The sequence below is a fragment of the Streptomyces sp. NPDC056600 genome, from assembly GCF_042792855.1.
Classification (GTDB): Bacteria; Actinomycetota; Actinomycetes; order Streptomycetales; family Streptomycetaceae; genus Streptomyces.
The window spans coordinates 15,575-41,241 of sequence record NZ_JBHTVQ010000044.1; the positions used below are offsets into that span (position 1 = coordinate 15,575).

The 25,667-nt window shown below is 74.2% G+C and carries 19 protein-coding genes and 3 tRNA genes; 10 read left to right on the forward strand and 12 right to left on the reverse strand.

Features of this window, described 5'->3' with window-relative positions; all coding sequences use genetic code 11:
* Positions 1-77: 77 nt before the first annotated feature.
* From ACFRAV_RS21450 to ACFRAV_RS21465, 4 genes are all read right to left on the reverse strand, one after another.
* On the reverse strand, positions 78-2,006 hold the full coding sequence (locus ACFRAV_RS21450) for an ABC transporter ATP-binding protein (RefSeq protein ID WP_382557874.1): 1,929 nt from the start codon (positions 2,004-2,006) through the stop codon (positions 78-80).
* Complete coding sequence (locus ACFRAV_RS21455) at positions 2,006-3,739, reverse strand: ABC transporter ATP-binding protein (protein WP_382557875.1); 1,734 nt, start codon at positions 3,737-3,739, stop codon at positions 2,006-2,008. The genes ACFRAV_RS21450 and ACFRAV_RS21455 overlap by 1 nt, the downstream gene beginning before the upstream one ends.
* 317 nt (positions 3,740-4,056) lie before the next feature.
* The gene (locus ACFRAV_RS21460; RefSeq protein ID WP_382557876.1) at positions 4,057-5,511 is read right to left on the reverse strand and encodes an FGGY-family carbohydrate kinase; all 1,455 of its coding nucleotides are present in this window, start codon (positions 5,509-5,511) and stop codon (positions 4,057-4,059) included.
* Between the two features lie 188 nt (positions 5,512-5,699).
* A complete protein-coding gene (locus tag ACFRAV_RS21465) occupies positions 5,700-5,981 on the reverse strand; it encodes a YtxH domain-containing protein (protein WP_351115751.1) in 282 nt (93 codons plus the stop codon).
* A 168-nt stretch (positions 5,982-6,149) separates the two neighbouring features.
* Here ACFRAV_RS21465 and ACFRAV_RS21470 point away from each other — a divergent pair.
* From ACFRAV_RS21470 to ACFRAV_RS21480, 3 genes are all read left to right on the forward strand, one after another.
* Positions 6,150-6,222, forward strand: a tRNA-Asn gene (locus tag ACFRAV_RS21470).
* 6 nt (positions 6,223-6,228) lie between these two features.
* A tRNA-Asn gene (locus ACFRAV_RS21475) sits at positions 6,229-6,301 on the forward strand.
* 203 nt (positions 6,302-6,504) lie between these two features.
* Positions 6,505-6,581: transfer RNA gene (locus tag ACFRAV_RS21480), tRNA-Ile, on the forward strand.
* Positions 6,582-6,682: 101 nt separating this feature from the next.
* On the opposite strand, the gene ACFRAV_RS21485 is transcribed toward ACFRAV_RS21480, so the two are convergent.
* Positions 6,683-6,838: a hypothetical protein gene (locus tag ACFRAV_RS21485; protein WP_351115760.1), complete on the reverse strand. Its 156-nt coding sequence runs from the start codon at positions 6,836-6,838 to the stop codon at positions 6,683-6,685.
* Positions 6,839-7,061: 223 nt separating this feature from the next.
* Here ACFRAV_RS21485 and ACFRAV_RS21490 point away from each other — a divergent pair, with 223 nt between their 5' ends.
* Positions 7,062-7,427 (forward strand): STAS domain-containing protein, encoded by a 366-nt coding sequence (locus ACFRAV_RS21490; RefSeq protein WP_382557877.1) that lies wholly within the window; start codon positions 7,062-7,064, stop codon positions 7,425-7,427.
* The gene (locus ACFRAV_RS21495) at positions 7,424-8,368 is read left to right on the forward strand and encodes an anti-sigma factor RsbA family regulatory protein (RefSeq protein ID WP_382557878.1); all 945 of its coding nucleotides are present in this window, start codon (positions 7,424-7,426) and stop codon (positions 8,366-8,368) included. Before ACFRAV_RS21490 ends, ACFRAV_RS21495 begins: the two co-directional genes overlap by 4 nt.
* Before the next feature lie 75 nt (positions 8,369-8,443).
* On the opposite strand, the gene ACFRAV_RS21500 is transcribed toward ACFRAV_RS21495, so the two are convergent.
* Positions 8,444-9,481, reverse strand: coding sequence for a rod shape-determining protein (locus tag ACFRAV_RS21500; protein WP_351115765.1), 1,038 nt, complete (start codon positions 9,479-9,481; stop codon positions 8,444-8,446).
* Between the two features lie 438 nt (positions 9,482-9,919).
* Here ACFRAV_RS21500 and ACFRAV_RS21505 point away from each other — a divergent pair, with 438 nt between their 5' ends.
* Positions 9,920-13,522: a S8 family serine peptidase gene (locus ACFRAV_RS21505; RefSeq protein ID WP_382557879.1), complete on the forward strand. Its 3,603-nt coding sequence runs from the start codon at positions 9,920-9,922 to the stop codon at positions 13,520-13,522.
* A gap of 307 nt (positions 13,523-13,829) precedes the next feature.
* On the opposite strand, the gene ACFRAV_RS21510 is transcribed toward ACFRAV_RS21505, so the two are convergent.
* Genes ACFRAV_RS21510 through ACFRAV_RS21520 form a run of 3 tightly spaced genes read right to left on the reverse strand, consistent with a single transcriptional unit; the run spans position 13,830 to position 19,161 of the window.
* Positions 13,830-15,440, reverse strand: a complete 1,611-nt coding sequence (locus ACFRAV_RS21510) for an AMP-binding protein (protein ID WP_382557880.1) — start codon at positions 15,438-15,440, stop codon at positions 13,830-13,832.
* 47 nt (positions 15,441-15,487) lie between these two features.
* Complete coding sequence (locus tag ACFRAV_RS21515; protein WP_382557881.1) at positions 15,488-16,153, reverse strand: hypothetical protein; 666 nt, start codon at positions 16,151-16,153, stop codon at positions 15,488-15,490.
* A gap of 8 nt (positions 16,154-16,161) precedes the next feature.
* Positions 16,162-19,161: a beta-galactosidase gene (locus tag ACFRAV_RS21520; protein WP_382557882.1), complete on the reverse strand. Its 3,000-nt coding sequence runs from the start codon at positions 19,159-19,161 to the stop codon at positions 16,162-16,164.
* A 320-nt stretch (positions 19,162-19,481) separates the two neighbouring features.
* Between ACFRAV_RS21520 and ACFRAV_RS21525 the strand changes: the two genes are divergently transcribed.
* On the forward strand, positions 19,482-19,856 hold the full coding sequence (locus tag ACFRAV_RS21525; RefSeq protein WP_382557883.1) for a cold shock domain-containing protein: 375 nt from the start codon (positions 19,482-19,484) through the stop codon (positions 19,854-19,856).
* 158 nt (positions 19,857-20,014) lie between these two features.
* Positions 20,015-20,788, forward strand: coding sequence for a hypothetical protein (locus ACFRAV_RS21530; protein ID WP_382557884.1), 774 nt, complete (start codon positions 20,015-20,017; stop codon positions 20,786-20,788).
* A 70-nt stretch (positions 20,789-20,858) separates the two neighbouring features.
* Here ACFRAV_RS21530 and ACFRAV_RS21535 read toward each other — a convergent pair whose 3' ends face one another.
* A complete protein-coding gene (locus tag ACFRAV_RS21535) occupies positions 20,859-21,884 on the reverse strand; it encodes an NADP-dependent oxidoreductase (protein WP_351115771.1) in 1,026 nt (341 codons plus the stop codon).
* Between the two features lie 52 nt (positions 21,885-21,936).
* Here ACFRAV_RS21535 and ACFRAV_RS21540 point away from each other — a divergent pair, with 52 nt between their 5' ends.
* Positions 21,937-22,731, forward strand: a complete 795-nt coding sequence (locus ACFRAV_RS21540) for an EI24 domain-containing protein (RefSeq protein WP_382557885.1) — start codon at positions 21,937-21,939, stop codon at positions 22,729-22,731.
* A 152-nt stretch (positions 22,732-22,883) separates the two neighbouring features.
* Here ACFRAV_RS21540 and ACFRAV_RS21545 read toward each other — a convergent pair whose 3' ends face one another.
* Together ACFRAV_RS21545 and ACFRAV_RS21550 are read right to left on the reverse strand one after the other, a co-directional pair.
* A complete protein-coding gene (locus tag ACFRAV_RS21545; RefSeq protein ID WP_382557886.1) occupies positions 22,884-23,873 on the reverse strand; it encodes an aldose epimerase family protein in 990 nt (329 codons plus the stop codon).
* Positions 23,874-23,883: 10 nt separating this feature from the next.
* Positions 23,884-24,762: an SGNH/GDSL hydrolase family protein gene (locus ACFRAV_RS21550; RefSeq protein WP_382557887.1), complete on the reverse strand. Its 879-nt coding sequence runs from the start codon at positions 24,760-24,762 to the stop codon at positions 23,884-23,886.
* Between the two features lie 339 nt (positions 24,763-25,101).
* Here ACFRAV_RS21550 and ACFRAV_RS21555 point away from each other — a divergent pair, with 339 nt between their 5' ends.
* A complete protein-coding gene (locus ACFRAV_RS21555) occupies positions 25,102-25,596 on the forward strand; it encodes a DUF3145 domain-containing protein (protein WP_382557888.1) in 495 nt (164 codons plus the stop codon).
* Positions 25,597-25,667: the final 71 nt, after the last annotated feature.

The following is a 25,667-nucleotide window of genomic DNA, read 5'->3' on the forward strand; positions in this document are numbered from 1 at the left end:
GAACGTATCGGCCCCACCCGCAGGCGCGGGTGGGGCCGACGCGTTTTCCGGTCGGTGATCCCGTCGGGCGGGCCGGGTCACTCCACCTCGGCGACCGCCTGGGCGAACTGCGCCTGGTACAGGCGGGCGTAGGCCCCGTCGGCCGCCAGCAGCTCCGCGTGGCGGCCCTGCTCGACGATCGCGCCGTCCTCCATCACCAGGATGGTGTCCGCGTCGCGGATGGTGGAGAGCCGGTGCGCGATCACGAACGAGGTCCGGCCGTGCGCCAGCTTGGCCATCGCCTTCTGGATCAGCACCTCGGTGCGGGTGTCGACCGAGCTGGTGGCCTCGTCCAGCACCAGGATCGTCGGGTCGGACAGGAACGCCCGGGCGATGGTGATCAGCTGCTTCTCGCCCGCGCTCACCCCCGAGCCCTCGCCGTCGATCACGGTGTCGTAGCCGTCCGGCAGGGTCCGCACGAACCGGTCGGCGTGCGCGGCCCGCGCCGCCTCCTCGACGTCGCCGCGGGTCACCTCGCCGGGCGCGCCGTAGGCGATGTTCTCCGCGATGGTCCCGCCGAACAGCCAGGTGTCCTGCAGCACCATGCCGATCGCCGAGCGCAGCTCGTCGCGCGACATGGTCGCCACGTCCACGCCGTCCAGCGTGATCCGCCCGCCGGTGACCTCGTAGAACCGCATCAGCAGGTTGACCAGCGTGGTCTTGCCCGCGCCGGTCGGGCCGACGATGGCCACCGTGTGCCCCGGCTCCACGGCCAGCGACAGGTCCTCGATCAGCGGCTTGTCCGGGTCGTAGCGGAACGACACGTGCTCGAAGCCCACTCGGCCGCGCAGCTCCTCGGGCCGCACGCCCGGGATCGGGTCCGCGTCCTGCTCCTCGGCGTCCAGCACCTCGAAGACCCGCTCGGCCGAGGCGACGCCGGACTGCACCAGGTTCGCCATCGAGGCCAGTTGCGTCAGCGGCATGGAGAACTGGCGCGAGTACTGGATGAACGCCTGGACGTCACCGATCGACAGCGAGCCCGAGGCCACCCGCAGACCGCCGACGACCGCCACCAGGACGTAGTTCAGGTTGGAGACGAACATCATCAGCGGCTGCATGACGCCGCTCATGAACTGCGCCTTGAACGCGGCCTCGTACAGCTCGTCGTTGTGCTCGGCGAACTTCTCCGCCGACTCGTCCTGCCGGCCGAACACCTTGACCAGCGAGTGGCCCGTGTACATCTCCTCGATGTGCGCGTTCAGCTGCCCGGTCGTGCGCCACTGTGCCACGAAGTGCGGCTGGGACCGCTTGCCGACCCGGGTCGCCACCACGAACGACAGCGGCACCGTCACCAGCGCCACCAGCGCCAGCAGCCAGGACACCCAGAACATCATCACCAGCACGCCGACGACGGACAGCACCGCGTTCACCAGCTGGCCCATCGACTGCTGGAGCGTCTGACCCAGGTTGTCGATGTCGTTGGTGACCCGGCTCAGCACCTCGCCGCGCTGCCGCTTGTCGAAGTACGACAGCGGCAGCCGCGACAGCTTCGTCTGCACGTCCTCGCGCATCCGCAGCATCGTCCGGTTGACGGCCCGGTTCACCATCCGGGTGGCCACCGCCATCAGCGCGCCGGCGGCCAGGAACATGCCCAGCGCCAGCAGCAGCACGCCGCCCACCGCCGAGAAGTCGATGCCCTGCCCCGGGGTGAAGTCCACCCCGCCCAGCATGTCCGCGACGCCGTCCTCGCCGCGGGCCCGCATCGTCTCCAGCACCTGCTCCTTGGAGGCCCCGGCCGGCATCTGCCGGCCGACGATGCCCGCAAAGACCAGGTCGGTGGCCCGGCCCAGGATCTTCGGCCCGGCCACCGTCAGGCTCACGCTCGCCACCACCGAGACGAGCATCACCCACAGTGACACCCGCTCCGGCTTGAACTGCCCCAGCAGCCGCTTGGTCGACCCCTTGAAGTCCATCGACCGGTTCTCCGGGCCCGTCCCGGCCATCATCCGCCCCGCAGGCCCGGCCATCAGGCTGCCTCCGCTTCCGTCAGCTGGGAGAGCACGATCTCCCGGTAGGTCTCGTTGCCGTCCATCAGCTCCGCGTGCCGGCCCGTGCCGACCACCCGGCCTTCGTCCAGGACCACGATCCGGTCCGCGTCCCGGATCGTCGAGACGCGCTGCGCCACGATCACCACCGTCGCGTCCGCCGTCTCCCGGGTCAGCGCCGCGCGCAGCGCCGCGTCCGTGGCGTAGTCGAGCGCCGAGAAGGAGTCGTCGAACAGGTAGATCTCCGGCCGCTGCACCAGGGTCCGGGCGATCGCCAGACGCTGCCGCTGGCCGCCCGAGACGTTGGAGCCGCCCTGCGCGACCGGGGCGTCCAGGCCGCCCTCGAGCGCGGAGACGAACTCCTTGGCCTGCGCCACCTCGAGCGCGTGCCACAGCTCCTCGTCCGTGGCGTCCGGGTTGCCGTAGCGCAGGTTGGTGGCCACCGTCCCGGCGAACAGGTACGGCTTCTGCGGGACCAGGGACACGGTCTTCGCGAGCACCCGCGGGTCGATCTCCCGCACGTCCACGCCGTCCACCAGGACCTCGCCCTCGGTGGCGTCGAACAGCCGCGGCACCAGCCCCAGCAGGGTCGACTTGCCGGAACCGGTCGAGCCGATCACCGCCGTGATCTCACCCGGCCGCGCCGTCACGTCGACGCCCTTGAGCACCGGCTCCTCGGCGCCCGGGTACCGGAAGCCGGCCCCGCGCAGCTCCAGCGTCCCGCTGGTCCGCAGCTCGGTCACGCCCGCCACCGGCGGCACCACGCTGGACTCCGTCCCGAGCACCTCCTGGATCCGCTCGGCGCAGACCTCGGCGCGCGGGACCATCATGAACATGAAGGTGGCCATCATCACCGACATGACGGTCTGCATCAGGTAGGCCAGGAAGGCCGTCAGGTCACCGATCCCCATGCTGCCCGAGTCGATGCGGTGCGCGCCGAACCACAGCACCGCGATGGACGCCAGGTTCACCACCGTCATCACGATCGGGAACATCAGGGCCATCAGGTTGCCGGTGCCGAGCGCGACCTGGGTCAGCTCCTCGTTGGCCTTGCGGAAGCGCCGCTGCTCGTACTCGTCGCGCACGAAGGCCCGGATGACCCGGTTGCCGGTGATCTGCTCGCGCAGCACCCGGTTCACCTGGTCGAGCCGCTCCTGCATGGTGCGGAACAGCGGGCGCAGCGCCCGGATCAGGAAGGTCAGCGCCACCGCCATCACCGGCAGCACCGCCAGCAGGACGCCGGACAGCGGCACGTCCAGACCCAGCGACATGATCACGCCGCCCACGCCCATGATCGGGGCGGACACCATCAGCGTGAACGTCATCAGCGCCAGCATCTGGATCTGCTGGACGTCGTTGGTGGTGCGGGTGATCAGCGAGGGCGCGCCGAAGCGGCCCACCTCGCGCGCCGAGAAGGACTGCACCCGGTCGAAGACCGCGGCCCGCACGTCACGGCCCAGCGCGGCGGCGGTCCGGGCGCCGAAGCGGACGGCGCCGATGTTGCAGACCACCTGGACCAGGGAGATCCCCAGCATCAGGGCGCCGAAGGCCAGGATGTAGCCCGTGTCGCCCTCCACCACGCCGTTGTCGATGATGTCGGCGTTGAGCGTGGGCAGGTAGAGGGTCGCGCAGGTCTGCAGCAGTTGCAGCACCACGACGACGGCGATGGGTTTGCGGTAGGGCCGCAGATGGGCCCTGAGGAGTCGTATGAGCACGCCGATACTTTCGAGAGGCCGACGAGGAGGAGGCGGGGTCCGCCGCCGCTGGGCGGAGAGGACCCCCACGCGTCCCTATCGTCGGACACTCCCGTGGTGTTACCTCAAGCCGATTGAGCCAAGCGCGGGCCAAAACGCGGTCATGGTTCAGCCGTGGGGGTATCAGGAGGGATTGGACGCGACGCGGTCCCGGCCCGGCGGCCGGGGCGGCGCACCTCTTCGTCCGCAGGTGAGGGCCCTCTTCGTCCGCAGGCGACGGCCCGCGAACGCGGCACGCCCCCACCACACGGGGCGGCGGGGGCGTGCGCGTCGCGCGTTCAGGAGGTGAAGGCGCCCGGGTGGGTCTGCTCGCGGACCGTGGCGTACTGGCGGCGGACCGCCTGGCCGACCGGCAGGTCGTCGCCCGGCTCCAGGACCTGCCCCATCGCGCCCTGCCAGGCCGGCGGGCGGTGCGGGTCCGGCGAGCCCTGCGCGACGCCCAGCGCCCAGGCGGCCTGCCGGGCCGCGCCCAGCGCCGCGTAGTCGGCCGGCTGCGGCACCACGACCTGCGCCCCGAACAGCGCCGGAGCGATCGCCCGCACGGCCGGCAGCTCCGCGGCCTGCCCCAGCAGGAAGACCCGCCGGACCTCCACGCCCCGGCCGCGCAGCAGGTCCAGCGCGTCCGCGAGGGAGCACAGCATGCCCTCGAAGGCGGCCCGCGCCAGGTGCTCGGGCCGCATCGACTCGGTGCGCAGCCCGCTCAGGGTGCCCGCCGCGTTCGGCAGGTTCGGGGTCCGCTCGCCCTCCAGGTACGGCAGCAGCACCAGCCCGTGCGCGCCCGGGGTGGACTTCAGCGCCAGCTCCGACAGGGCCTCGGGCCCCTCCAGGTCCAGCATCGCGGCGGTGGCGCGCAGCGCCCGGACCGCGTTGGAGGTGGAGACCACCGGCAGGTGCATCCCCGTGGCGTCGGCCAGCGAGGTCACCGCGCCGCCGCCGTCGCTCACCGCCTCCGGGTGCACGGCCATCACGGAGCCGGAGACGCCCAGCGAGACGACCGCGTCGCCCACCCCGACGCCCAGCCCGAACGCCGCGGCCATCGTCTCCCCGGTGCCGGCCGAGATCAGCAGGCCCTCCGGGGTGGTGCCGGCCGCCTCCCAGGGGGCGAGCACCTCCGGCAGCCCGGTCCGGTGCCCGAGCGCGAGCTCGACCAGGTCGGGGCGCCAGGAGCCGGTCGCCGCGGACCAGAAGCCGGTGCCGGAGGCGCCTCCCCGGTCCGTGGTGCGCCGGACGGGTCGGCCCAGCAGCTGCCAGACCAGCCAGTCGTGCGCCTGCATGAGGAAGGCGGTGCGGTCGGCGTTCTCCGGCTCGGTGCGGCGCAGCCAGCGCAGCTTGGTGACGGGCTGCGCGGCCTGCGGCACCAGGCCGACGGCCCCCACCCACGCCTCACGGCCGCCGAACGCGTCCATCAGGTCGGCGGCGGAGGTCTGCGCCCGCCGGTCGGCGCCGGTCAGCGCGGGCCGCACCAGGCTGCCGTTGCGGTCCAGCGGGACCAGGGCGTTGCGCTGCGAGGAGACGCCGATGGCCTGGACGTTCTCCAGCAGACCGCCGCCCGCCGCCTCGCCCAGGGACCGCAGCCACGCCTGCGGATCGACGTCCGCCGGACGCCCTCCGCCCTCGGCGGGCTCGATCGGATGCGGCGCGTAGCCCTGCCGCAGCACGGCACCGGTCTCCGCGTCACAGACCACGATGCGAGTGGAATCGGACGAACTGTCCAAGCCGGCGACTATCCCCATGAGGGTGATTGTGCACCACGGACGTCATCTCACACCCGGATGCGGCAGGCCGGTGGAACACGGACCCGACCCGGACACGGCACGGATCGGGCCCGGACACGGCACGGGCCCGCACCGCACGCGGCACGGGCCCGTGACCGGGCGGCCGGGGCCTGGGCCCCGTCGTCCGGTCCTGTCGTCGAGTGGGTTCAGACGGTGCCGGTTCCCCAGTCGTCCGTGCCGCTCTGGCCGTTGGCGCCGGACCGGCTCCCGCGGACGGACTTCACCCGCTGGGACACCGAGTCGGGCATCTTGTCGCTCACGGTGTGGTAGGCCTTGCCCGCCACCTGACGGCCCTGCTGGGCCGCGGTCTCGGCGGTGTTGCGCACCGCGGGGTTCTGCGTGATCTGTCGCGCCTTCGCGACGATCTGTTCGTACCGCTCCCGCCCGGCTTTCGCGCCGAGCACGTAGCCCAGGGCCATTCCGGACATGAATGTGAGCCGGTTACGCATGGTCGGCCACCCTTCCTTCGGCTTCGGCAAGGTCGCAGGGGATACCGATTGGCGGAGCACCCCCCTGCTTGCGCTAATGTATGTCTCGCAGCGAGCGCGCGCCCCCTGGCGAATACCCGGGTGGAGGCGTTCGATGCAGCGAGGCGATCCTCCGTAGCTCAATTGGCAGAGCAGCCGGCTGTTAACCGGCAGGTTACTGGTTCGAGTCCAGTCGGGGGAGCTTCGGTCCTCCATAGCTCAATTGGCAGAGCAGCCGACTGTTAATCGGCAGGTTACTGGTTCGAGTCCAGTTGGAGGAGCACGCTTGAACGAGGGCCCCGCCGGGGTCCTTTTTCATGCCCCGCCGCACCCCGCACCGCCGTGCTCCACCCCTGCTGACGCGCCCCGCGGCGCCCGTCCTGGCCGGTCATGTCCATGCAGTTGACCTACCTGAGGCAGGAGATCGTATGAGCGGCTATGCTGCGGCAGACGGCGCGCACATATGTGCGCGACGCGCCGTGAAGGGGCGGTAGCTCAGCCGGTTAGAGCAGCGGACTCATAATCCGCCGGCCGTGGGTTCGAGTCCCACCCGCCCCACCACGGATCATCGAAGCCCCCGGACAGGTCCGGGGGCTTTCGTCGTGCCGCTTCGTCGTACCGGCAGGGTCTCGTGCGGGCCGGCGGGGGCGGCACCGGGCGGGTCAGGAACGGTCGCCGGGCTCGTCGTCCGCCTCGCCCTCCGCCTGGGAGGGCGTCATGTGCGGCGGGTTGGTGTGCTGCTCGGGCGCCGCCTCCCCGGGCTCCGGTTCGCGCTCGCCCTCGGCCTGCGAGGACATCGGGATCGGCTCGTCGCTCATGGGGTTCTCCTTGGGGCTGCGGGTCTGGTCGCGGGTCTGGAGCCGGCGCGGGGGCACGCGGTGACACGGCCCACCGCCTCGGGGCCCCGCGCGGCGGGTACCCGCGCGGCGAGCGCCTGACGCGTGGCGGACCTCTCGCCCGCGGACCGGGCTCGGAGCCGGGGAGCGCCGACGCGCCAGGCATACTGGACGAGGCGCCGAAGCGACCCGGACAGGAGACGGTGTGCACAGCCAGGAAAGGACCGCCGCGGCGGCGGGCCCCACGGCCGCGACCGCGGCCCCGCACCTGACGGTCCAGCCGCTCCCCGACGGGGACGGCGTGCGGCTCCGCGGGGAGGTCGGACTCGTCACCCTTCCCGCCTGGACGGACGTGCTGGCAGGGGCCGTGCGGGCCCGCCGGTGCGCCTACGTGCTCGACCTGGCGGAGGTCGCCTTCGTGGACGTGGCGGGAGCCGAGGCGCTCGCCGCCGCCGCGGACCGGCTGGGGACCGGCCGCCGAATCGTCCTGCACAAGCCGCCGGGGACCCTCGTCCGGGTCCTGGAGATGTACTGGCCCGGCATGCCGGGGATCGAGGTGCCGACGTCGTGAGTACTGTGACCGAACCGTTCGTGCACCCTGCCCTGTTCTACGGGAACACCGACGAGTACCTGGCCGGCTGCCTCGCCTTCGTCCGCGAGGGACTGGAGCGGGGCGAGCCGGTGGCCGTCGCCGTGCCCTCGTACAACCTGAAGCTGATCGAGGCCGCCCTGGGCGAGGACGCCGGGCGGGTGCGCTTCCTCGACATGCAGCAGGCCGGCCGCAACCCCGGCCGGATCATCCCGGGCGTGCTGCGCGCCTTCGCCGACGCGCACCCGGACGCCCCGCGGGTCCGCCTGATCGGGGAGCCGATCTGGGCCGGACGCTCCGAGACGGAGTACCCGGCCTGCGCCCAGCACGAGGCGCTGATCAACCACGCCTTCACCGGGCGCGAGGTCAGCATCCTGTGCCCCTACGACACCTCCCGGCTCGACGAGCGTTCCCTCTCGGACGCCTACGTCACGCACCCCGTGGTCATCGACGGCGAGGGACGGCGGAGCGACAGCCCCGCCTACGACCCGGACGGGCTGGTGGCCCGCTACAACCTTCCGCTTCCGGAGGCCGCGGGCGGGGTCCGGCTGACGTACGCGTACGCCGCCGACTCGCTGCCGACGGCCCGCCACCGCAGCGTCGCCGAGGCCGCCCAGATGGGCCTGGCGGGCGAGCGGCTGGACGACTTCGCCCTGATCGTGGCCGAGCTCACCACCAACAGCGTGGTCCACGGCGGGGGCCGCGGCGCCCTGCGACTGTGGGCCGAGGACGGCAGCCTGGTCTGCGAGGTCCGCGACGCGGGCCTGCTGACCGACCCGCTGGCCGGGCGCCGCCCGGCGGGCCGCGACCAGATCGGCGGGCGCGGGCTGCTCACCGTCAACCTGCTGGCCGACCTGGTGCGCGTGCACACCGGCAGCTACGGGACCACGATCCGGGTCTACCTGGCGCTCCCGGTCGCCTGACCCGGCGCCCTGAGCGGGACGGCTGACCTGGTGTCCTGAGCGGGGCGGCTGACCCGGCGCCCCGACCCGGGCGGCTCAGCCGGCCAGCGGGTTCAGGACCAGCGGCTCGATCTTGCCGTCCAGCATCGCGCCCAGGCCCTGCACGGCGCACACGTCGGGGCGCTCGGCGATGTGCACCGGCATGCCCGTGGCCTGGCGGAGCATCTGGTCGAAGCCCGGGAGCAGCGCCGTGCCGCCGACCATCATGATCCCGCGGTCGGCGAGGTCGGCGACCAGGTCGGGCGGGCAGTCGCGCAGCACCTTGCCGATGCCGTCCAGCACCGCCGTCAGCGGCGTCTGGATCGCGTTGCGCACCGCCGCGGTGTCCACCTGCACCGAGCGGGCCAGACCGGTGGCCACGTCACGGCCGTTGATCTCGGTGGTGGCCGGGCCGTGCGGGGTGAGTCCGTTGCCGGACAGGGCGAGCTGGAGGGGGCGCACCGACTGGCTGGGCAGCATCAGCTCGTGCTCGTGCCGCAGGTGCTGGACGATCGCGTTGTCCACCGCCTCGCCGCCGACCGGGATGCGCTCCGCCGTCACGATCGACCCGAGCGAGAGCACCGCCACCTGCGTGGCGGCCGCCCCGCACACCATGATCATGGTGGCCTCGGCGCGCTCCACCGGCAGGCCGCAGCCCACCGCGGCCGCGATCAGGGTGTCCACCAGCTCGACCCGGCGGGCGCCCAGTCCCACCAGCGTCTCCACGGTCGCGCGACGGGCCAGCGGGTCCGCGTCGTGCGGGGTGCAGGCGGCCGCCCGCAGCCGCGGCTTGCGGCGCAGGAGGCGCCGCGTCTTCTCGCCGAGCAGGTGACGGAGCATCCGCTGCGCCATCTCGATGTCGACGACCGTGCCGCCGGAGACGGGGCGGACCGTCTTGATGTACTCGGGGGTGCGGCCGGTCATCTTCTCGGCGAATTCGCCGACCGCGATCAGCGCGCCCGTGCGGGTGTTCACGGCGGCGACCGAGGGCTGGTCGACGACCAGCCCCGCGCCCTTGACGTAGACGCGGGTACGGGCGGCGCCGAGGTCCACGGCGAAGTGGCAGCGGCGCAACTGGTCCAGGTCGGCGGTCACTTGTGGATCCTCCCGGGTGCGGTCGGAGACGCCCGGCCGGCGTCCCTTCCCGCATCCTGCGAGGTTCCGCCACCGGGCGCCCGCTGGAGCCGCCCGGCCGGGTGCGGACCGGACGGGTGGTCCGCACCCGGCCGGGCGGACCCTCTCGCGCGGTCCTCGCGCACGCCGCGGTCAGGCGCCTGAGGCGGGTTCACGTCACGGCGCAATCCCGCCCGCCGGTCTTGACCTGACGGTGACATTCGCCTGCGAAGAATCGTCGCCAAGCGCCCGCAACCTCCCGGCGGACGCTGGACGAAGAGAGGGTAGATGAGCCCCCGTTTCGCACGCCCCCGTTCCCTACCGCCCCGTTCCGCGCAGCCTGGTTCCGCGCAGCCCGGTTCCGCGCAGCCCGGTTCCCTACCGCCCGGTTCCGCGCGGCCCCGTGCCGCCCGGCGTGGCGTGACCCTGGTCGCCGCCTGTCTCGCCTGCGCGTCGCTGTCCCCGGCCGCGCCCTCCGCGGCCGCCCCCGCGCCGCGGGACACCGCCTCGGCGGCCCGCGCCGCGGCCACCGCCGCCCACACCGTCACCCTGGTGACGGGCCACCAGGTCACCGTCACCGAACTCGGCGGCGACCGAAGAACCGTCGAGGTGCAGCCCCCGAAGGGCGCCCCGGGCGCCGTGCGCACCGACGTGGTCGACGGCGACATCCGGGTCGTCCCCGAGGAGGCCGAGTCGCTGCTGCGGGCCGGCCGGCTGGACCCCCGGCTGTTCGACGTGACCGGTCTGATCGAGCAGGGCCTGACCGACGCCCGCACCGGCGAGCTGCCGCTGATCCTCACCTACGGCAAGGGCGCCCGGACCACCACCCCCGAGGGCGCCGACCGCGAACGCTCGCTGCCCAGTGTCCGGGGCGCCGCCGTGTCCGCCGACAAGGGCCGCGACTTCTGGACGTCCGTCACCCGCCAGGCCGGCGTCCGCGGCGTCTGGCTGGACGGCCGCGTCGAGGCCGAGATGGCCGAGAGCAACGCGCAGATCGGCACCGAGGCCGCCTGGCAGGCCGGGCTGACCGGCAAGGGCGTGACCGTCGCCGTGCTGGACACCGGCGTCGACGCCTCCCACCCGGACCTGAAGGGCCGCGTCGCGCAGTCCCGCAGCTTCATCGAGGGCGAGGAGGTCGCCGACCGCGACGGCCACGGCACCCATGTGACGTCGACCGTCGGCGGCAGCGGCGCCGCCTCCGGCGGCAAGGAGCAGGGCGTCGCCCCGGAGGCCACCCTGGCCGTCGGCAAGGTCCTCGACGACTCCGGCTCCGGCACCGAGTCCCAGATCATCGCCGGCATGGAGTGGGCCGCCCGGGACGCCGACGCGAAGATCGTCTCCATGAGCCTCGGCTCGCCCGAGCCCAGCGACGGCACCGACCCGATGGCGCAGGCGGTGAACACCCTCTCCGCGGAGACCGGCGCGCTCTTCGTGATCGCGGCCGGCAACACCGGCACCCCCTCCTCCATCGGCTCGCCCGGAGCCGCCGACGCGGCGCTCACCGTCTCCGCCGTCGACGGGCAGGACGTGCCCGCCTACTTCACCAGCGCCGGCCCCCGCCACGGCGACATGGCCCTCAAGCCCGACCTGGCCGCCCCCGGCGTCGACGTCCTCGCCGCCCGCTCCACCCTGGCCGAGGGCTCCGGCGACTACGTCGCCATGAGCGGCACCTCGATGGCCACCCCGCACGTCGCCGGAGTGGCCGCGCTGCTCGCGCAGAAGCACCCGGACTGGACCGGCGAGCAGCTGAAGAGCGCGCTGATGTCCACCTCGAAGCCGCTGGACGACTCCGCCTACGTGCTCGGCGCCGGCCGGGTCGACGTCCCCTCGGCGGTGGCCTCGCAGGTCATCGCGACCGGCAGCGTGGACCTCGGCTTCCACGACTGGCCGCACGAGGACGACAAGCCGGTCACCCGGACCCTCACCTACACCAACGGCGGCGACCGCGAGGTCGTGCTGGACCTGTCGGTGGAGGGCGGCTCCGGCGTCGCGACCCTCGCCGACAGCACCCTGACCGTTCCCGCGCACGGCACCGCCTCCACCACCGTCACCGGCGACAGCACCGGCGCGCCGGCCGGCAGCACCGGGGGGCAGATCGTGGCCTCGGCGGCCGGCGAGGCCGTCGCGCACACCCTCTTCGGGATGGTCAAGGAGGAGGAGCGGTACACCCTCACCGTCCATGTGAAGGACCGCGAGGGCAGGCCCACCGCGGCCGACCTGTCGGTGCAGCGGTTCGCCCAGGACACCTGGCCCGAGCCCGCACACGTCGGCGACTCCGGCACCCTTGAACTGCGCCTGCGGCCGGGCCTGTACGGCGTCGACACCTTCCTCGACGTGACCGGCGCGCACGGCCCCGACTCCCTGGGCCTCGGTCTGCTCACCGCGCCCGAGATCCTGCTCGACCGGGACCGCGAGATCACCCTGGACGGCGCCGCACTGCGTGAGATCGAGGCGAGGGTCGAGGACCGCACCGAGACCCGGCAGCTGCTCATGGAGTTCGCCCGTGAGGCACGCGGTCTCCCGACGTCCGCCGCCTACCAGGTGCCGCTGGCCTACGACACCATCTACGCCGCCCCGACCCGGAAGGTCACCGAGGGCAGCTTCGAGTACCGGACCCGCTGGCGGCTCGGCAACCCCGTGCTGAAGATCCGCGGCGTCGGCGAGAGCGTCCCGCAGGCGGGCGCCCCGCTCGTCGACGGCGACCTGACGGCGCGCCTGGCCGACGTGGGCTCCGGCTCCGTCACCGGAGCCGTCAAGGGGAAGGCCGTGCTGGCCACGGTCGGCGACGACACCGACGTGCCCGCCCTGGCCCGCGCCGCGCACGAGGCCGGCGCCCGGATCCTGCTGATCACCGACGACCGGCCGGGCCGGCTCAGCGTCTGGGCCGGCGACCCGGACACCGGCGCCCAGGCCCCGCTGCCCGTCGCCTCGCTGAACGCCGCAGACGCGAAGCGCCTGCGGACGGCCGGGACCGTCACCGCGACCGGCACCCCGAACACCCCGTTCGTCTACGACCTGACCGAGGGCCACCCCGGAGCCATCCCGGCACGCGGCCTGGAGTACACGCCCGGCCGCCGGGACCTGGCCCAGGTCGACGTGGCGTTCCACGCGACCCGGCCCACCGACACCGGCAGCGAGTACCGCTATTCGATCACCGACACCTTCCCGGTCGGCGTCGGCTTCCGCGAGCGGGTCGCCTACCCGCACCGCCGCACCGACCACGTCACCGTCGCCGACGGCCTGACCTGGCACGAGCAGGCGCTGACGAACAACGAGGCGATGGAACAGCGCTCCGGACTCGTCGCCTACCGGGCCGGGGACCGGCAGGAGCTCAACTGGTTCCGCCCCGTCTGGCACCCCTGGATGGGCGAGGGCCTCGGCTGGGGCCAGACCCGCGAGGGCGACGCCATCGCGATCAACGTGCCCGGCTGGGGCGACTCCGGCCCCGACCACACCGGCTTCGGCGACGTGTGGAGCGAGACCTCCGGGATGACGCAGGAGACCGCGCTGTACGCCGAGGACGGCACGCTGCTGGGCCGCACTCAGGGCAGCGGGCTCAACGTCTGGGACGCCCCCGCCGGGAAGCAGACGTACAAGGTGGTCACCGACACCACGCTGGACCCCGGGCAGTGGGACCTGTCCAGCCGCGGCCACGGCGAGTGGACGTTCAGCTCGGCGGCGAGCGACGGGCAGGTCACGCTCCCGCTGCTCAACCTCAGCTTCGGCGTCACCACCGACCTGTCCGGCGACGTCCGGGCCCGGCAGCGGGTGCCGATCACCCTCGGCGCCGAGTACGTCGGCGGGGCCACCGGCACCGGCCGGCTGGTGTCCGCCCGGCTGGAGGTGTCCTACGACGACGGCCGCACCTGGCGCACGGCCGACCTGCGCCGCCGGGGCGACACCTGGCAGGGCACGCTCACCGCGCCGAGCGGCGCGGACCACGTCTCGCTGCGCGCCGAGGCGCACGACGACCGGAACGGTTCGGTCCGTCAGGAGATCATCCGTGCGATCGGCGTGAAGTGACACGCCGGACGCCCGGCGTGGACTGACGCCGGGTCACCGCGGAACGGCGGCGGCGCCGCCTCCCTGGGACGGGGAGACGGCGCCGCTGTGCGTCCGCGTTCCGGCGGCTCGCCAGGAAGGGTCAGACCAGCCAGCCCAGGAAGTGGGCGATGCAGGCGAGCGCGTCGGTGATGACGTTCATGGGGTACTGCTCCTCGGGACATGGGTTCGTACTGGGACATGCGCCAACTGCCGGTCTGCAGCCCGTTGTTGGCGCACAGTGACTATGTCGCGCCGGAGCGTGTCCGTGCGGGCGTCCGAGTCCGGCTCACCTGATCAAGGGAGCGGGGGAACTGGTGTCCAATGCACGCTTCATCACCTTGCCCATGTCGTTGCGGGGCAGCGCGTCGAGCAGGCGCACCTCGCGGGGGCGCTTGTGCGGCGCCAGCCGGCGTACCACGTGGTCCGCCAGCTCGTCCGCGTCCGGCGGCGTCCGCGGGTCGGCGGGGACGATCCAGGCGACGATCCGCTCGCCCAGGTCCGCGTCGGGCGCGCCGGTGACCGCGGCCTCGGCCACCGCGGGGTGCTCCAGCAGGGCGTTCTCGATCTCCCCCGCGCCGATCTTGTAGCCGCCGCTCTTGATCAGGTCGGTGGCCCGCCGCCCCACGATCCGCACCGCGCCGCCGGGTTCCAGGACCGCCATGTCCCCGGTGCGGAACCAGCCGTCGGCGGTGAAGGCGGCGGCGGTGGCGTCCGGGCGGCCCAGGTACTCGGTGAACAGGTGGGGGCCGCGGACCTGGATCTCCCCGATGCGCTCGCCGTCGGCCGCGGGGTCGGTGCGCGGCGTCCCGTGTGTGCCGTGTGCGCCGTGTGTGCCGTCCGCGTCGTCCGCGTCGTCCGCGTCGTTCGCGCCGGGCCGCGCGGGCAGCGGGGTGCCGTCGTCGTTCACCAGCCGCAGCTCCACGCCCGGCAGCGGGACGCCGACCGTCCCGGCGGTCACCGCGCCGGGCCCCGCGTCGAGGCGGACGCTGGTGTTCATCAGCGTCTCGGTCATCCCGTACCGCTCGACGACGCGGCGGCCCGTGGCGGCGAGGATCCGCTCGTGGTCGTGGACCGGCAGCGCGGCCGAGCCGGACACCAGCAGCCGGGCGGAGGCCAGGCCCTTCGCCAGCTCCGGCTCCGCGGCGAGCGACTCCGCGATCCGGTGGTACATCGTCGGCACGCCGAACAGCACGCTCGCGCCCGCGTTCAGCTCCCGCGCCACGCAGGCGGTGTCGAACCGGCCCAGGTGACGCAGCGCGCCGCCGAGCCGCAGCGGGCCGAGCACCCCCAGCACCAGACCGTGCACGTGGAACAGCGGCAGCGCGTGCACCAGGACGTCCTCGGCGGTCCACGCCCACACCTCGGCCAGCGCGTCCAGGGTGACCGCGACCGCCCGGCGGGGGATCACCGCGCCCTTGGGCGGACCGGTCGTGCCGGAGGTGTAGACGACCAGCGCGGGGTCGAGAGGGCCGGAGGCGTCCGGGGGAAGGGCGGCGGGAGGGCCGCCGAGCACGACGTCCAGGCGCTCCACGCCGTCCGGCGCTCCGGGCAGCCCGGCGCCGGGCGGGGCCAGCAGCGCGTCCGGGTCGCTGTCGGCCAGGACGTGGGCCAGCTCCTTGTCCCCCGAGCGCGGGTTCAGCGGGACCACGCACAGCCCGGCGGCCAGGACGCCGGCCACCGCCACCGCGGTCTCCGGCCCCGGCGTCGCCCACACCGCGATCCGGCCGCTCGCATGCCGCGCCCTGCCCCCGACGCGGGCCGCCACCGCCCCGGCCTCGCCCGCGAGCTCCCCGTACGTCAGGGAACGGCCCGGGAAGGCCAGCGCCGGGCGGTCCGCCGCGGCGGGATCGTGGAGGTAAGGGAAGAGCGGCAGGGGGGACGGCGGCGACCAGGTCATCGGGGCGGGCTCCTTCGCACTCGCGGCGGGACATCGGCGCCCGGAACCTACCCGGACGCGGCCCCCGTCACCGCCAGCCGCTGCAGGAGCCCCCAGGTGAACTCCGCCACGCACTCCCTCCCCCGGACTCCGTCCGGGGGTACCCCCACGGTCCTGGAGGAGTCGGGCACCGTCAGCGCCAGCCCCCAACGGGTCGGGGCGCTGCCCTGCAGCGGCCGGGCCCCGGGGAACGCGCGGGCGGCCTCGTCGACGGTGCAGGACCAGGGCGTCAGGTCCGCCAGGGTGCGCAGGGCGGGACCGGGATCGCCCGGCGCGCGCACCAGCCACTCGTTCCAGACGGCACCCGAGGGCCCGACCAGGACCTCGAACCTCAGGTCCGGCCAGAGCGGCACCGGCCACAGCCGCGCCTCGCACTCCAGGTCGCCGAGCACCCGGCGCCGGGTCGACTCCGGCTCGCCCAGCACCGAGCGGTACCGGGCGGCCGCGGACCGGCCGCGCGGCGAGCGCACCATGGCCTGCCACCGCTTGTTGGCCTCCCGCATGGCTGCGGCCGAGACGCCCAGCCGGCGGCGGGCGTCCTCCACCAGCTCCGGGTTGTGGTCCGCCATCCGGCGCAGCAGCACCAGCTGGAAGTCCAGCCGGGTGAAGGCGGCGGCGGAGCCGGCAGAGCCCGGGCGGCGGCAGTGGCCAGCGTGGTCGGGGGAGGAGGACATGCGGCTGCCTACCGGCCCGGGGAGGCGACGTCGGTCATCGGCGTCCCGCCTGCGGCCGCGCCCAGCAGCCGCAGGCTCACCGTGCCCGGGCCCGACGGTGTGGTCCCGTCGGAGAGCACGGCCAGCGCCAGTGTGTTCTCCCCACGTGTGCGCAGCACCCCGTTCGGCAGCACGAACACATGCTGCGGCCCCACGTCGTTGACGTACAGGCCGAGGTTCCAGCCGTTGAGGAAGATCTGCACGCGGTAGGCCCGGCCGGGATCGTCCTCCAGGGCCAGTCCGACGGAGGCGTCCACCGACTCCGGCACGTCCAGGGTGAAGGAGGAGCGGTACCAGACGACGCCCTGCCGCTTCTCCTCGTCCTTCCTGCCCACCGGCAGCTCGACGGCGTCCCAGCCCTTCTCGTCGACCGGTCCGGGCAGGTGCCAGCCCTCCCGTTCGCCGTACAGGCCGCCGGTGTTGAGCGGGCCGCGCACCGGATCCGCGCCCGCCGCGCCCTGCAGCCGCCACTCCACCCCAGGCCGCGCGCCCTCGAAGGTCACCGCGGTCAGGCCGCGCGCCGCCTTGTGGGCGCCGGCCGAACCGCTGCCCTCCTCGCGGGCCATGGGGCGCACCAGCACCGCCAGCACGTGGGCGCCCGGGGTGCGCAGCTCCTCGGGCACCGCGAACTCCGCCGTGGCCTCGCCGCCGCCCGCCGGCGCCGCCTGCACGGACGCGTCGCTCCCGTCGTCCGCCCCGTCGGCGTCCGTCCCGCCGCCGTCCGTGCCGTCGGCGCCCGTGCCCTGCCCGGCGGCGGCGTCCTCGGGCCGCCGGTGCACGCCCAGGGGTTCGCCGTCCAGCCAGGCCATCACCAGGCCCTGCGGCCCCGCCCGGTAGGAGAGCCGCACCGAGGCCGCGCCGCGGGCGTCGGCGAACCGGCCCCGGTACCAGAGGTCGCCGTAGTGGAAGCCGTAGTCGTCGGCGAAGAGCACCGGCTGCCCCTCGGGCACCGGCGTCGCGCCGGACGTCGCCGTGCGGTCGGCGACCCGCCAGCGGCCGTCGTCGAAGCGCGGGTCGGCCTCCGGGTTCTCCTCGCGGCGCCGCCAGCCGGTGAGCGTGGGCAGCACCACGGCCGGCGGCGCCTTCAGGTGCCGGGTCGCCACCAGCGCGTTGCCCCGCGAGACGGTGGTGCGCACCCGCTCGCCGTTCCAGGTGAGCGAGCCGATCCGGCCCGGTGCCCACACCTCCAGGCCGGTGGTGGTCCGTACGTCGCCGGTGAGGTCCACGCCGGACCCGTGCGGCGTCACCGTGCGCACCAGCGACGGGCCGTAGACCAGGAAGTCGCCCTTGCGGGTCTCCACCGGCCACATCCGCGCCGCGTCGTCCTCGTCCGCGAGGATCAGCAGCAGCGGCCGGTCGCTGCCGCCGCCCTCGACCAGCACCCGGCTCAGGCCGCCCTCGCCCAGCGGCGCGGTCACCCGCAGCAGGTTGCGGTCCAGCGCCCAGGCCGGCTCCGGGTCCAGCCGCGTGGTCACCGGGGAGCCGGGGGTCTCCAGCACCAGCTCGACCAGCTCGCCGCGGGTGCCGGTGAACACGGCGACGTCCATCGAGCCGATCGGCAGGAAGAGCATCGGCTGGGCCGTCGAGTGGCGCAGCCGCCGCTCGCCGAGCCGCAGCCCCGACATGATCAGCCGGGCCTCGCGGGGCGGCAGCGTGACGGTCACCGGCAGCGCGGACCCGGCGAGCCGCAGCGAGGTGGTGACCTGGTCCTGCGAGTCGTTGCGCAGCACGTAGGTGTGCGAGCCGGTGTCCCGGTTGGTGAGGTGGTAGACCCGCACCCGGTCGTCGTCGGCCCGCACGTCCGCCGCCCGGTGCAGCTTCGCCAGGTCGGGGACGGTGCGCAGCATGTGCCCGATCTGCTGGAAGGCGGCCAGCTGGGGCGTGGGGGCGCGGGCCTCGTCGTGACCGGCCGCGAGGTCGTAGGAGGTGACGGTCGACGGGCCGCCCAGCCAGCCCCAGTTGGTCCCGCCGAAGGCCGTCCGGGTGTTGTGGACGGTGAGTCCGTTGGCGATGTCGGTCAGGCAGGTGCGGCGCACCTGCACGGCGTCGAACTCCCGGCGCACCGCCTCGAAGGCTCGCTGCCCGTCGCGGCCGCCGCCCCAGGGGACCGGCCGGCCGGCGGTGAACTCGGCGAGCACGCCGGCCGTGCGCGGGCGGGCCCGCTCGGAGGTCGCCGCCCCGAAGAACAGCCCGCGGTCCGGCGGGACGTCCGCCGGTCCCCGCTCGGCCGGACCGGCGGCCGGGTCGAGCTCCTTGTGGAACACCGGGACCTGGATCCCGTCGCCCCGCACCTTGGCGTACAGATGTTCCCGGTAGGCGGTGGAGGTGGCGCCGCTGACGTCGGTGAACTGGTACAGCAGGACGGTGCCGCGGCCCTCGGTGTACTGGTGGCGGCGCGCGATCCGGTCCACCGCGGTCAGCCAGGCGTCGACGTGCTCCAGGTAGGCGGGGTCGTCCGCGCCCGCGCCGCCCCCGGTGCCGGCCAGCCAGCCCGGCAGCCCGCCCCCGTCCAGGTCGGCGCCGAGGAACGGGCCGGGGCGCAGCACCACGTACAGGTGCTCCTCGGCGGCGGTGCGCAGCAGCAGGCCCAGGTCGCGTACTCCCGTGAAGTCGTACCGTCCCGGAGCGGGGGAGTGGTGGTTCCAGGCCACCGGCACGGTCACCGCGTTGTGGCCCGAGGCGCGGATCTTCTGCAGCGCGTCCCGCCACAGCGAGGGGCTGGGCAGCCGGAACGGGTGGAACTCCCCGGACCACAGCACCAGGCGCTGCCCGTCGACGATCAGCGAGTAGCCGTCGTGCCGCACCGAGTGCGGCCGCCGGTCCGCGCGCGGCGGGGCGGGCGGACGGCCGGTCGGCACGTTCCGCGAGGCGGACTCGGTCGGCGGCGCCGCCGTGCTGTCGGCCGCGAGCGCGACCCCCAGCACGGCCGTGCCGGCCAGAGCACCGAACGTACGCCTGGTGAACACCAACAGAACCTCCGCCGACTCCCGCGCCACATCGACGCGCGCGCCCCATTCTCCACAGGGGCCGCACCCGACGGGGTCCGGCGGATGCCTACGGTGCCCGGTTGCTGCCCTTTTGCCGCTTTCGCGCGGGCGCCGGCGCGCACCGATCGGGCGCGACCGGGGAAAAGCCGCCCGGCACCCCGCGCCGCACCGGTAACTTCGGGCACCGCCCGGCAGTGCCCCGTCCCCGGCGCCGACCGGAGCTGTGCCGACCGAAGGGGCGCCGACCGCAGCCGTGCCGACCGGGGGCTGCGGCGGCCGACGAAGGAGTGGGTGGGTTCGCGGTGCTGATGACCGGCAGGGTGCTGCGGTTCGACGAGGTGCGCGGGTACGGGTTCATCGCCCCCGACGAGGGCGGGGAGGACGTGTTCATGCACGCCAACGACCTGCTCGACGACAAGTACCTGTACGGGGAGGGCTGCCAGGTCGAGTTCGTCCTGGAGATGGGCGAGAAGGGCCCCAAGGGCTCGGAGATCCGGCTCCTCGGCCCGGCGCCGCGGGGTGCGACGGCGGGAGCGGCGCGGCCCGGCTCCGACGGCTTCCGCACGGAGCTCACCGAGGCCCTGATCGACGGCGTCCCCACCCTCACGGCCGCCCAGCTCAAACAGGTCCGCTCCTGCGTCCTGGAACTCACCCGGGCCCGGGGCTGGCTGACCTGACCCGGTCCGCGACCAACTGGACGTGCACCGAACGCTGTTGCGCGGTCACGTGCTGTCGGGCGCCGACGGGGGGCGTGCCGGTGTCCGCCAATGCCGCACACGACCTTCACCAGGACCCCCCGACAAGTCACCGGTCGGGCACCTACCCTTCCAGCCTCATGGACTATTGCGCGCGGTGCCGGCGGCATCTCAACCTGCAGTTCAACTGCCCGGGTTGTGGAACGCCGGCGTGGGAACTCCACAAGTACGCCGAGGCTGTTGACGAAACCGCCGAACCCCCCGAGCCGGCCGGCCACGTCGTCGGCGGGGCGGCCGGTGAGGCGGACGTCACGGCAGCGGTGGAGGAGTCCGGCGTGGAGGCGACCGGCGCCGGGGACACCAGGCGCGGAGGGGATGTCAGGAGCCCCGGAGGCCGCCGCGCCGGACTCCGTACACCGCGGACGGAGCCGGCCGCGCCCCGGGCCGCCGCACGGCGGCACGGCGGGCGCGGGCCGGGCCGCGCGCTGCTGATCGGCGGCTGCCTGCTCGGCGCCCTCGGGCTGGGAGTTGCGGCCGTGACGGCCGTCGGCGGCGAGAACGACCCCACGACGCCCGCGGCCGCGGCGGCGGACACCGCCCCCGCCGAGGAGGCCCGCTCCGCCCCGTCGCCGCAGCGGGAGGCCGCGAGCGCCACCCCCGCCGGGGACGAGCCCTCCCCGTCGGCCTCCGCGACCGCCTCGGAGCCGCCGACCTCGAGCCCGTCGCCGTCGCCGCCGGCGGCGGAACCGGCGGACCAGGCGTCCGCCGAGTCCGGCCAGGACGCGCGGCCGCCGGGGGCCGCGGACCCCGAACCGGCCCCCTCGCGACCGGCCCCGACCACCACCTCGGCCCCGCCCCGCCCGACGCCCACCCCCTCGCCCACCTGCGAGCGGGTGCTGTGGTGGTGCACCTAGGTGCGGGCCGGGAGGGGCGCGGGGCCGCGGCGGGGACGGTGCGGGGCCGCGTGCGGGGCCGTGGGAACGGTCAGACCTTGACGACCGCCTTGCCGACGTTGTCGCCGCGCAGCAGCATGCCGAGGAAGGCGTCCAGCCCGTTCTCGATGCCCTCGGTCACCGTCTCGCGGTACTTGAGCTCGCCGGAGCGGATCCAGGCGCCGGCCTCCTCGACGAACGCCGGGCGCAGGTCCTCGTGGTCGCCGACCAGGAAGCCCTCGATGCGGCCGCGGGTCTGGATCAGCCGGGCCAGGTTGCGCGGGCCCGGGACGGGCTCGGTGGCGTTGTAGACGGCGATCATGCCGCAGACCGCGATGCGACCGCCCACGTTCAGTGAGCCGAGCGCCGCCTCCAGGTGGTCGGCGCCCACGTTGTCGAAGTAGACGTCGACGCCGTCCGGCGCGGCCTCGCGGAGCTGCTTGCTCACCGGGCCGTCCTTGTAGTTGAAGGCCGCGTCGAACCCGTACTCCTCGGTGAGCAGCCGGACCTTGTCCGCGGAGCCGGCCGAGCCGATCACCCGGGAGGCGCCCTTGAGCTTCGCCATCTGGCCCACCTGCGAGCCGACCGCGCCGGCCGCGCCGGAGACGAAGACGCTGTCGCCCTCCTTGAACGACGCCACCCGGAACAGGCCCGCGTAGGCGGTCAGGCCGGTCATGCCCAGGACGCCCAGGTAGGCGGAGAGCGGGACGGCGTCCGGGTCCACCTTCGTGGCGTGCCGGGCGTCCAGGGAGGCGTAGTCGCGCCAGCCCAGCATGTGCACCACGTGGTCGCCGACCGCGAGGTCCGGGGAGTTCGAGGCGACGACCTCGCCGATCGCGTGGCCCTGCATCGGCTTGTCCAGCTCGAACGGGGCGACGTAGGACTTGGCGTCCGACATCCGGCCGCGCATGTAGGGGTCGACCGAGAAGTACAGGTTGCGGACGAGGACCCGGCCCTCCTTCAGCTCGGGCAGCTCGCTCTCGACCAGGGCGAAGTCGGAGGGCTTGGGCTCGCCGACCGGACGGCTCAGCAGGTGCCAGGCGCGGGTCTGTGCGGGAAGTTCAGGTGTATGGGACATGCGTTCCATGGTGCCTGGTCGCTCCGGAAGGCGCAGCGCTAGAGTTCCCGGCATGCGTGATCTCGGGGTCGGTTTCGGTTATCTGTTCAAGGGCCAGCGCTGGGTGGCCAGGCACGGCAGGCAGTACGGCTTCGGCCTCATCCCGGGGCTGATCACGCTGGTCCTGTACGTGGGCCTGCTGGTGGCGCTGGCCGTCTGGGGCGCCGATCTGGTGGCCTGGGCGACGCCCTTCGCCGACGACTGGTCGCAGACCTGGGCCGACCTGGTGCGCGTGGCCTTCACCGTGCTGCTCTGGGCGGCGGCGCTGCTCGCGGCGGTGCTCACCTTCACCGCGATGACCCTGCTGATAGGCCAGCCCTTCTACGAGGCGCTCTCCGAGCGGGTCGACCGCGACGTGTCGCCCGACGGCACGGCCGCCGTCTCCGACCTTCCGCTGCTGCGGGAGCTGTGGATCTCCGCGCGGGACAGCCTGCGGGTGATGGTCCGCGCGGCCCTGTGGGGGCTGCTGCTGTTCTGCTGCGGGTTCGTCCCGGTGGTGGGGCAGACGGCGGTGCCGGTGATCGGCGTGTTCGTCACCGGGTTCTTCCTCACCGAGGAGCTGACCTCGGTGGCCCTGCAGCGGCGCGACGTCCGGCTGCGGGAGCGGCTGCGGCTGCTGCGGTCCCGGAAGCTGCTGGTGTGGGGCTTCGGGGCGCCGCTGGCGGCGTGCTTCCTGGTGCCGTTCGTGGCGGTGTTCCTGATGCCGGGGGCGGTCGCGGGGGCCACCCTGATGGCCCGCGACCTCCTCGGCGAGGACGAGGACCGGCCCGCCCGCGACGCCGCCACGCTGGACCTCACCAAGCCCTGACCTCACCAAGCCCTGACCTCGGCCAGCCCTGCCCTCGCCCAGCCCTGACCTAGCCTTGTCGTCCCCGGCCCTTCGCCGCCGGCCCTGTCGCGGCGAACTCTGCCGCCGTGAGGGGCGGGGCCGCCGTGTCCGGGACGGCCCCGCCGGGTGTGTCAGCGGGTCGTGAAGCCGTAGACCGTGCGGGAGCGGTACGTCTCGCCGGGCCGCAGGACGGTGGTGGGGAAGTCGGAGCGGTTGGGGGAGTCCGGGAAGTGCTGGGTCTCCAGGGCGACGCCGTCGCCGGGGGCGAAGCCGCCCTCCAGGAAGTCCCCGGTGTACACCTGCATGCCCGGCTCCGTGGTGGCGACCGTCAGCACCCGCCCGGTGGACTCCTCCCACATCTCGCCCACCGGCACCGCCTGGGCGGTGACCCCCTTGTCGAGGACGAGGTTGTGGTCGTAGCCCTCACCCGTCAGGCGCCCCTCGGCCCCGCGGAAGTCGAAGCGCGTGCCCTCGACCTCCGCCACCGGGCCGTCCGGGATGTTCGCCTCGTCCACCGGCGTGTACCGGGAGGCCTCCAGCCGCAGCCGGTGCCCGCGCGCCGTGCCGGACCCCGCGCCCGCCAGGTTCCAGTACGTGTGGTTGGTCAGGTTCACCACCGTCGGCGCGTCCGTCACCGCCTCGTACGTCAGGGACAGCGACCCGTCCTCCTCCAGCGCGTACACCGCGGAGATCTCCAGGCGGCCGGGGAAGCCGTCCTCGCCCGCCGGGCTCACCCGGGTCAGCCGCAGCGCGTGCTCCCCCTCCGGTTCGACGTCCCAGACGCGCTTGTCGAAGGCCTCGTCCCCGCCGTGCAGGCAGTTCTCCCCGTCGTTGCGGGGCAGCGCGTGCTCGGCGCCGTCCAAGGTGAACCGGGCGCCCGCGATCCGGTTGGCGTAGCGGCCGATCAGTGCGCCGAAGAACGGGCCGGTGAACTTCCGGTACCCGTCGAGCTCGTCGAAGCCGAGCGCGATGCCCGCCGTGCGGCCCTCGCGGTCCGGCGTCTCGACCGACTGGAGGATGCCGCCGTACGACAGGACCCGCACCCGCACCCCGGCCCGTTCCAGGGTCCATCGGTGCACCGAGGCGCCGTCGGGAAGGGCGCCGAAGAGTTCGCTGTTCATGATCGCCACCCTAGGCCGTGACCGCGCGGTAGGCGATGTCGGCCAGTCTCGCCTGGCCGTCCACGCCGGGATGGAAGAGGTCCCACCGGCTCAGCTGCCGGGCGCCGAACCGGTACGCGTAGACCGCCCCGCCGTCCGTGCGGCACCGCCGGTCCCGCGCGCACACCTCGGCCAGCGCCTCGTTGTACTCCTCCACCCGCTCGCGCACCTTCCTGCGGCGCTCGACGGCCTTGCGGTCCATCGCCTCAGCCTCCCCCAGCATCGTCGGGCAGATGCCCAGCTTCCAGATCTCCTGTGCCATCGACGTCCCCCGGCCGACCTCCCACAGCCGCTTGAGGTCCGGGATCGACGCCACGTACACCTGCGTCTTCGGGGACTCCCGGCGCAGCGTGCGCAGGGCCGTCCCGAACTGCTCGCGGAACGTCTCCACCGGAGTCATCCCCTTCACCGACCCGCGGCAGGCGTCGTTGGCGCCGGCCAGCACCGTCACCAGCTCCGGCCGCCGGGCGGCGGCCAGCCGCATCTGCCCCTCGAGGTCGGACATCCGGGCGCCGGTCTCCGCGAAGTTCCAGCTGCGCGCCCGGGCACTCGCGCCGTCCCCCAGCAGCCGGGCAGCCAGACTCCGCACCTCCGGGGAGTCCCCCGTGGACCAGGACACGCTCGGGCAGTCGGAGAGGACCTGGCAGGAGTCGAACCCCGTGGTGATCGAGTCGCCGACGGCGGCCACCGAGTCGGGCGAGCGGTCCCAGGAGGAGGGCGTCGGCGAGGCCTTCGGACGGGGCGCCGCGGCCTCCTCGCCGCCGCCGCACGCGGCCAGCGCCGGCAGCGCGGCGAGCGCGACGGCCGCCAGGACGGCGGGCCGCGGCCTCACGCGGCAGGGGGTCGGCATGCCCGGGACTCCTTCCGGTGCTCTCGTCTCTCGTGGGCCGCGGCGCCCATGGTTCCGGCGAAAGGGGGCACAGGTCGCTCGTGCCCCCCCACCATGAGAACGCGCGGGAGTTCCCGGTGCCGCCCGGATGCCGCCCCGCCCGCCCGTACAAGCGTCCCACCGGGTGAATGGCGGCGTTTCGCGGCCGTGGGACCGACGGTACGTCACACTCGCCACCCGTCGGCACGATAGCCTCGCTCCGTGGCTCCCCCGACACGCCGTCAGGCCGCTGTCCGGGAACCCAGGAGCCCCGTCCGTCCGTTCTGTCCGTGGCAAGCGCGCCGCTTCGAGGAGGTCTCGGTGACGACACGTGGGGTTCTGTACGTGCACTCCGCTCCCCGCGCGCTGTGCCCGCACGTCGAGTGGGCGGTCGCCGGAGTGCTCGGCGCGCGCGTGAACCTGGACTGGATCCGGCAGCCCGCCTCGCCCGGCACCTGGCGCTCGGAGCTGTCCTGGCAGGGCAAGGCCGGCACGGCCTCCAAGCTGGCCTCCGCGCTGCGCGGCTGGCAGATGCTGCGCTTCGAGGTCACCTCGGAGCCCTGCGCCGGAGCCGAGGGCGAGCGCTACAGCTGCACGCCCGGGCTCGGCATCTTCCACGCCGTCACCGGCATTCACGGCGACATCATGATCCCCGAGGACCGGCTGCGCGCCGCGCTGGCCCGCGCCCGCAAGGGCGAGACGGACCTCGAGGCCGAGGTGGCGAAGCTGCTCGGCAAGCCGTGGGACGACGAGCTGGAGTCCTTCCGCCACGCCGGCGAGGGCGCCCCCGTCCGCTGGCTCCACCAGGTCGTCTGACCCGCCGAGCACGACAGGCCACGCACGACACGCCCCGCACGGAGCACCACGCGCGGAACACCCCGCACACA

What these genes read in the sequence shown, in the direction of transcription:
- ACFRAV_RS21450 (WP_382557874.1), bottom strand. Translation starts at nt 2,006, where the DNA reads ATGGCCGGGCCTGCGGGGCGGATGATGGCCGGGACGGGCCCGGAGAAC.
- ACFRAV_RS21460 (WP_382557876.1), bottom strand. Translation starts at nt 5,511, where the DNA reads ATGGGGATAGTCGCCGGCTTGGACAGTTCGTCCGATTCCACTCGCATC.
- ACFRAV_RS21465 (WP_351115751.1), bottom strand. Translation starts at nt 5,981, where the DNA reads ATGTCCGGAATGGCCCTGGGCTACGTGCTCGGCGCGAAAGCCGGGCGG.
- ACFRAV_RS21485 (WP_351115760.1), bottom strand. Translation starts at nt 6,838, where the DNA reads ATGAGCGACGAGCCGATCCCGATGTCCTCGCAGGCCGAGGGCGAGCGC.
- ACFRAV_RS21510 (WP_382557880.1), bottom strand. Translation starts at nt 15,440, where the DNA reads ATGACCTGGTCGCCGCCGTCCCCCCTGCCGCTCTTCCCTTACCTCCAC.
- ACFRAV_RS21515 (WP_382557881.1), bottom strand. Translation starts at nt 16,153, where the DNA reads ATGTCCTCCTCCCCCGACCACGCTGGCCACTGCCGCCGCCCGGGCTCT.
- ACFRAV_RS21530 (WP_382557884.1), top strand. Translation starts at nt 20,015, where the DNA reads ATGGACTATTGCGCGCGGTGCCGGCGGCATCTCAACCTGCAGTTCAAC.
- ACFRAV_RS21535 (WP_351115771.1), bottom strand. Translation starts at nt 21,884, where the DNA reads ATGTCCCATACACCTGAACTTCCCGCACAGACCCGCGCCTGGCACCTG.
- ACFRAV_RS21540 (WP_382557885.1), top strand. Translation starts at nt 21,937, where the DNA reads ATGCGTGATCTCGGGGTCGGTTTCGGTTATCTGTTCAAGGGCCAGCGC.
- ACFRAV_RS21545 (WP_382557886.1), bottom strand. Translation starts at nt 23,873, where the DNA reads ATGAACAGCGAACTCTTCGGCGCCCTTCCCGACGGCGCCTCGGTGCAC.
- ACFRAV_RS21550 (WP_382557887.1), bottom strand. Translation starts at nt 24,762, where the DNA reads ATGCCGACCCCCTGCCGCGTGAGGCCGCGGCCCGCCGTCCTGGCGGCC.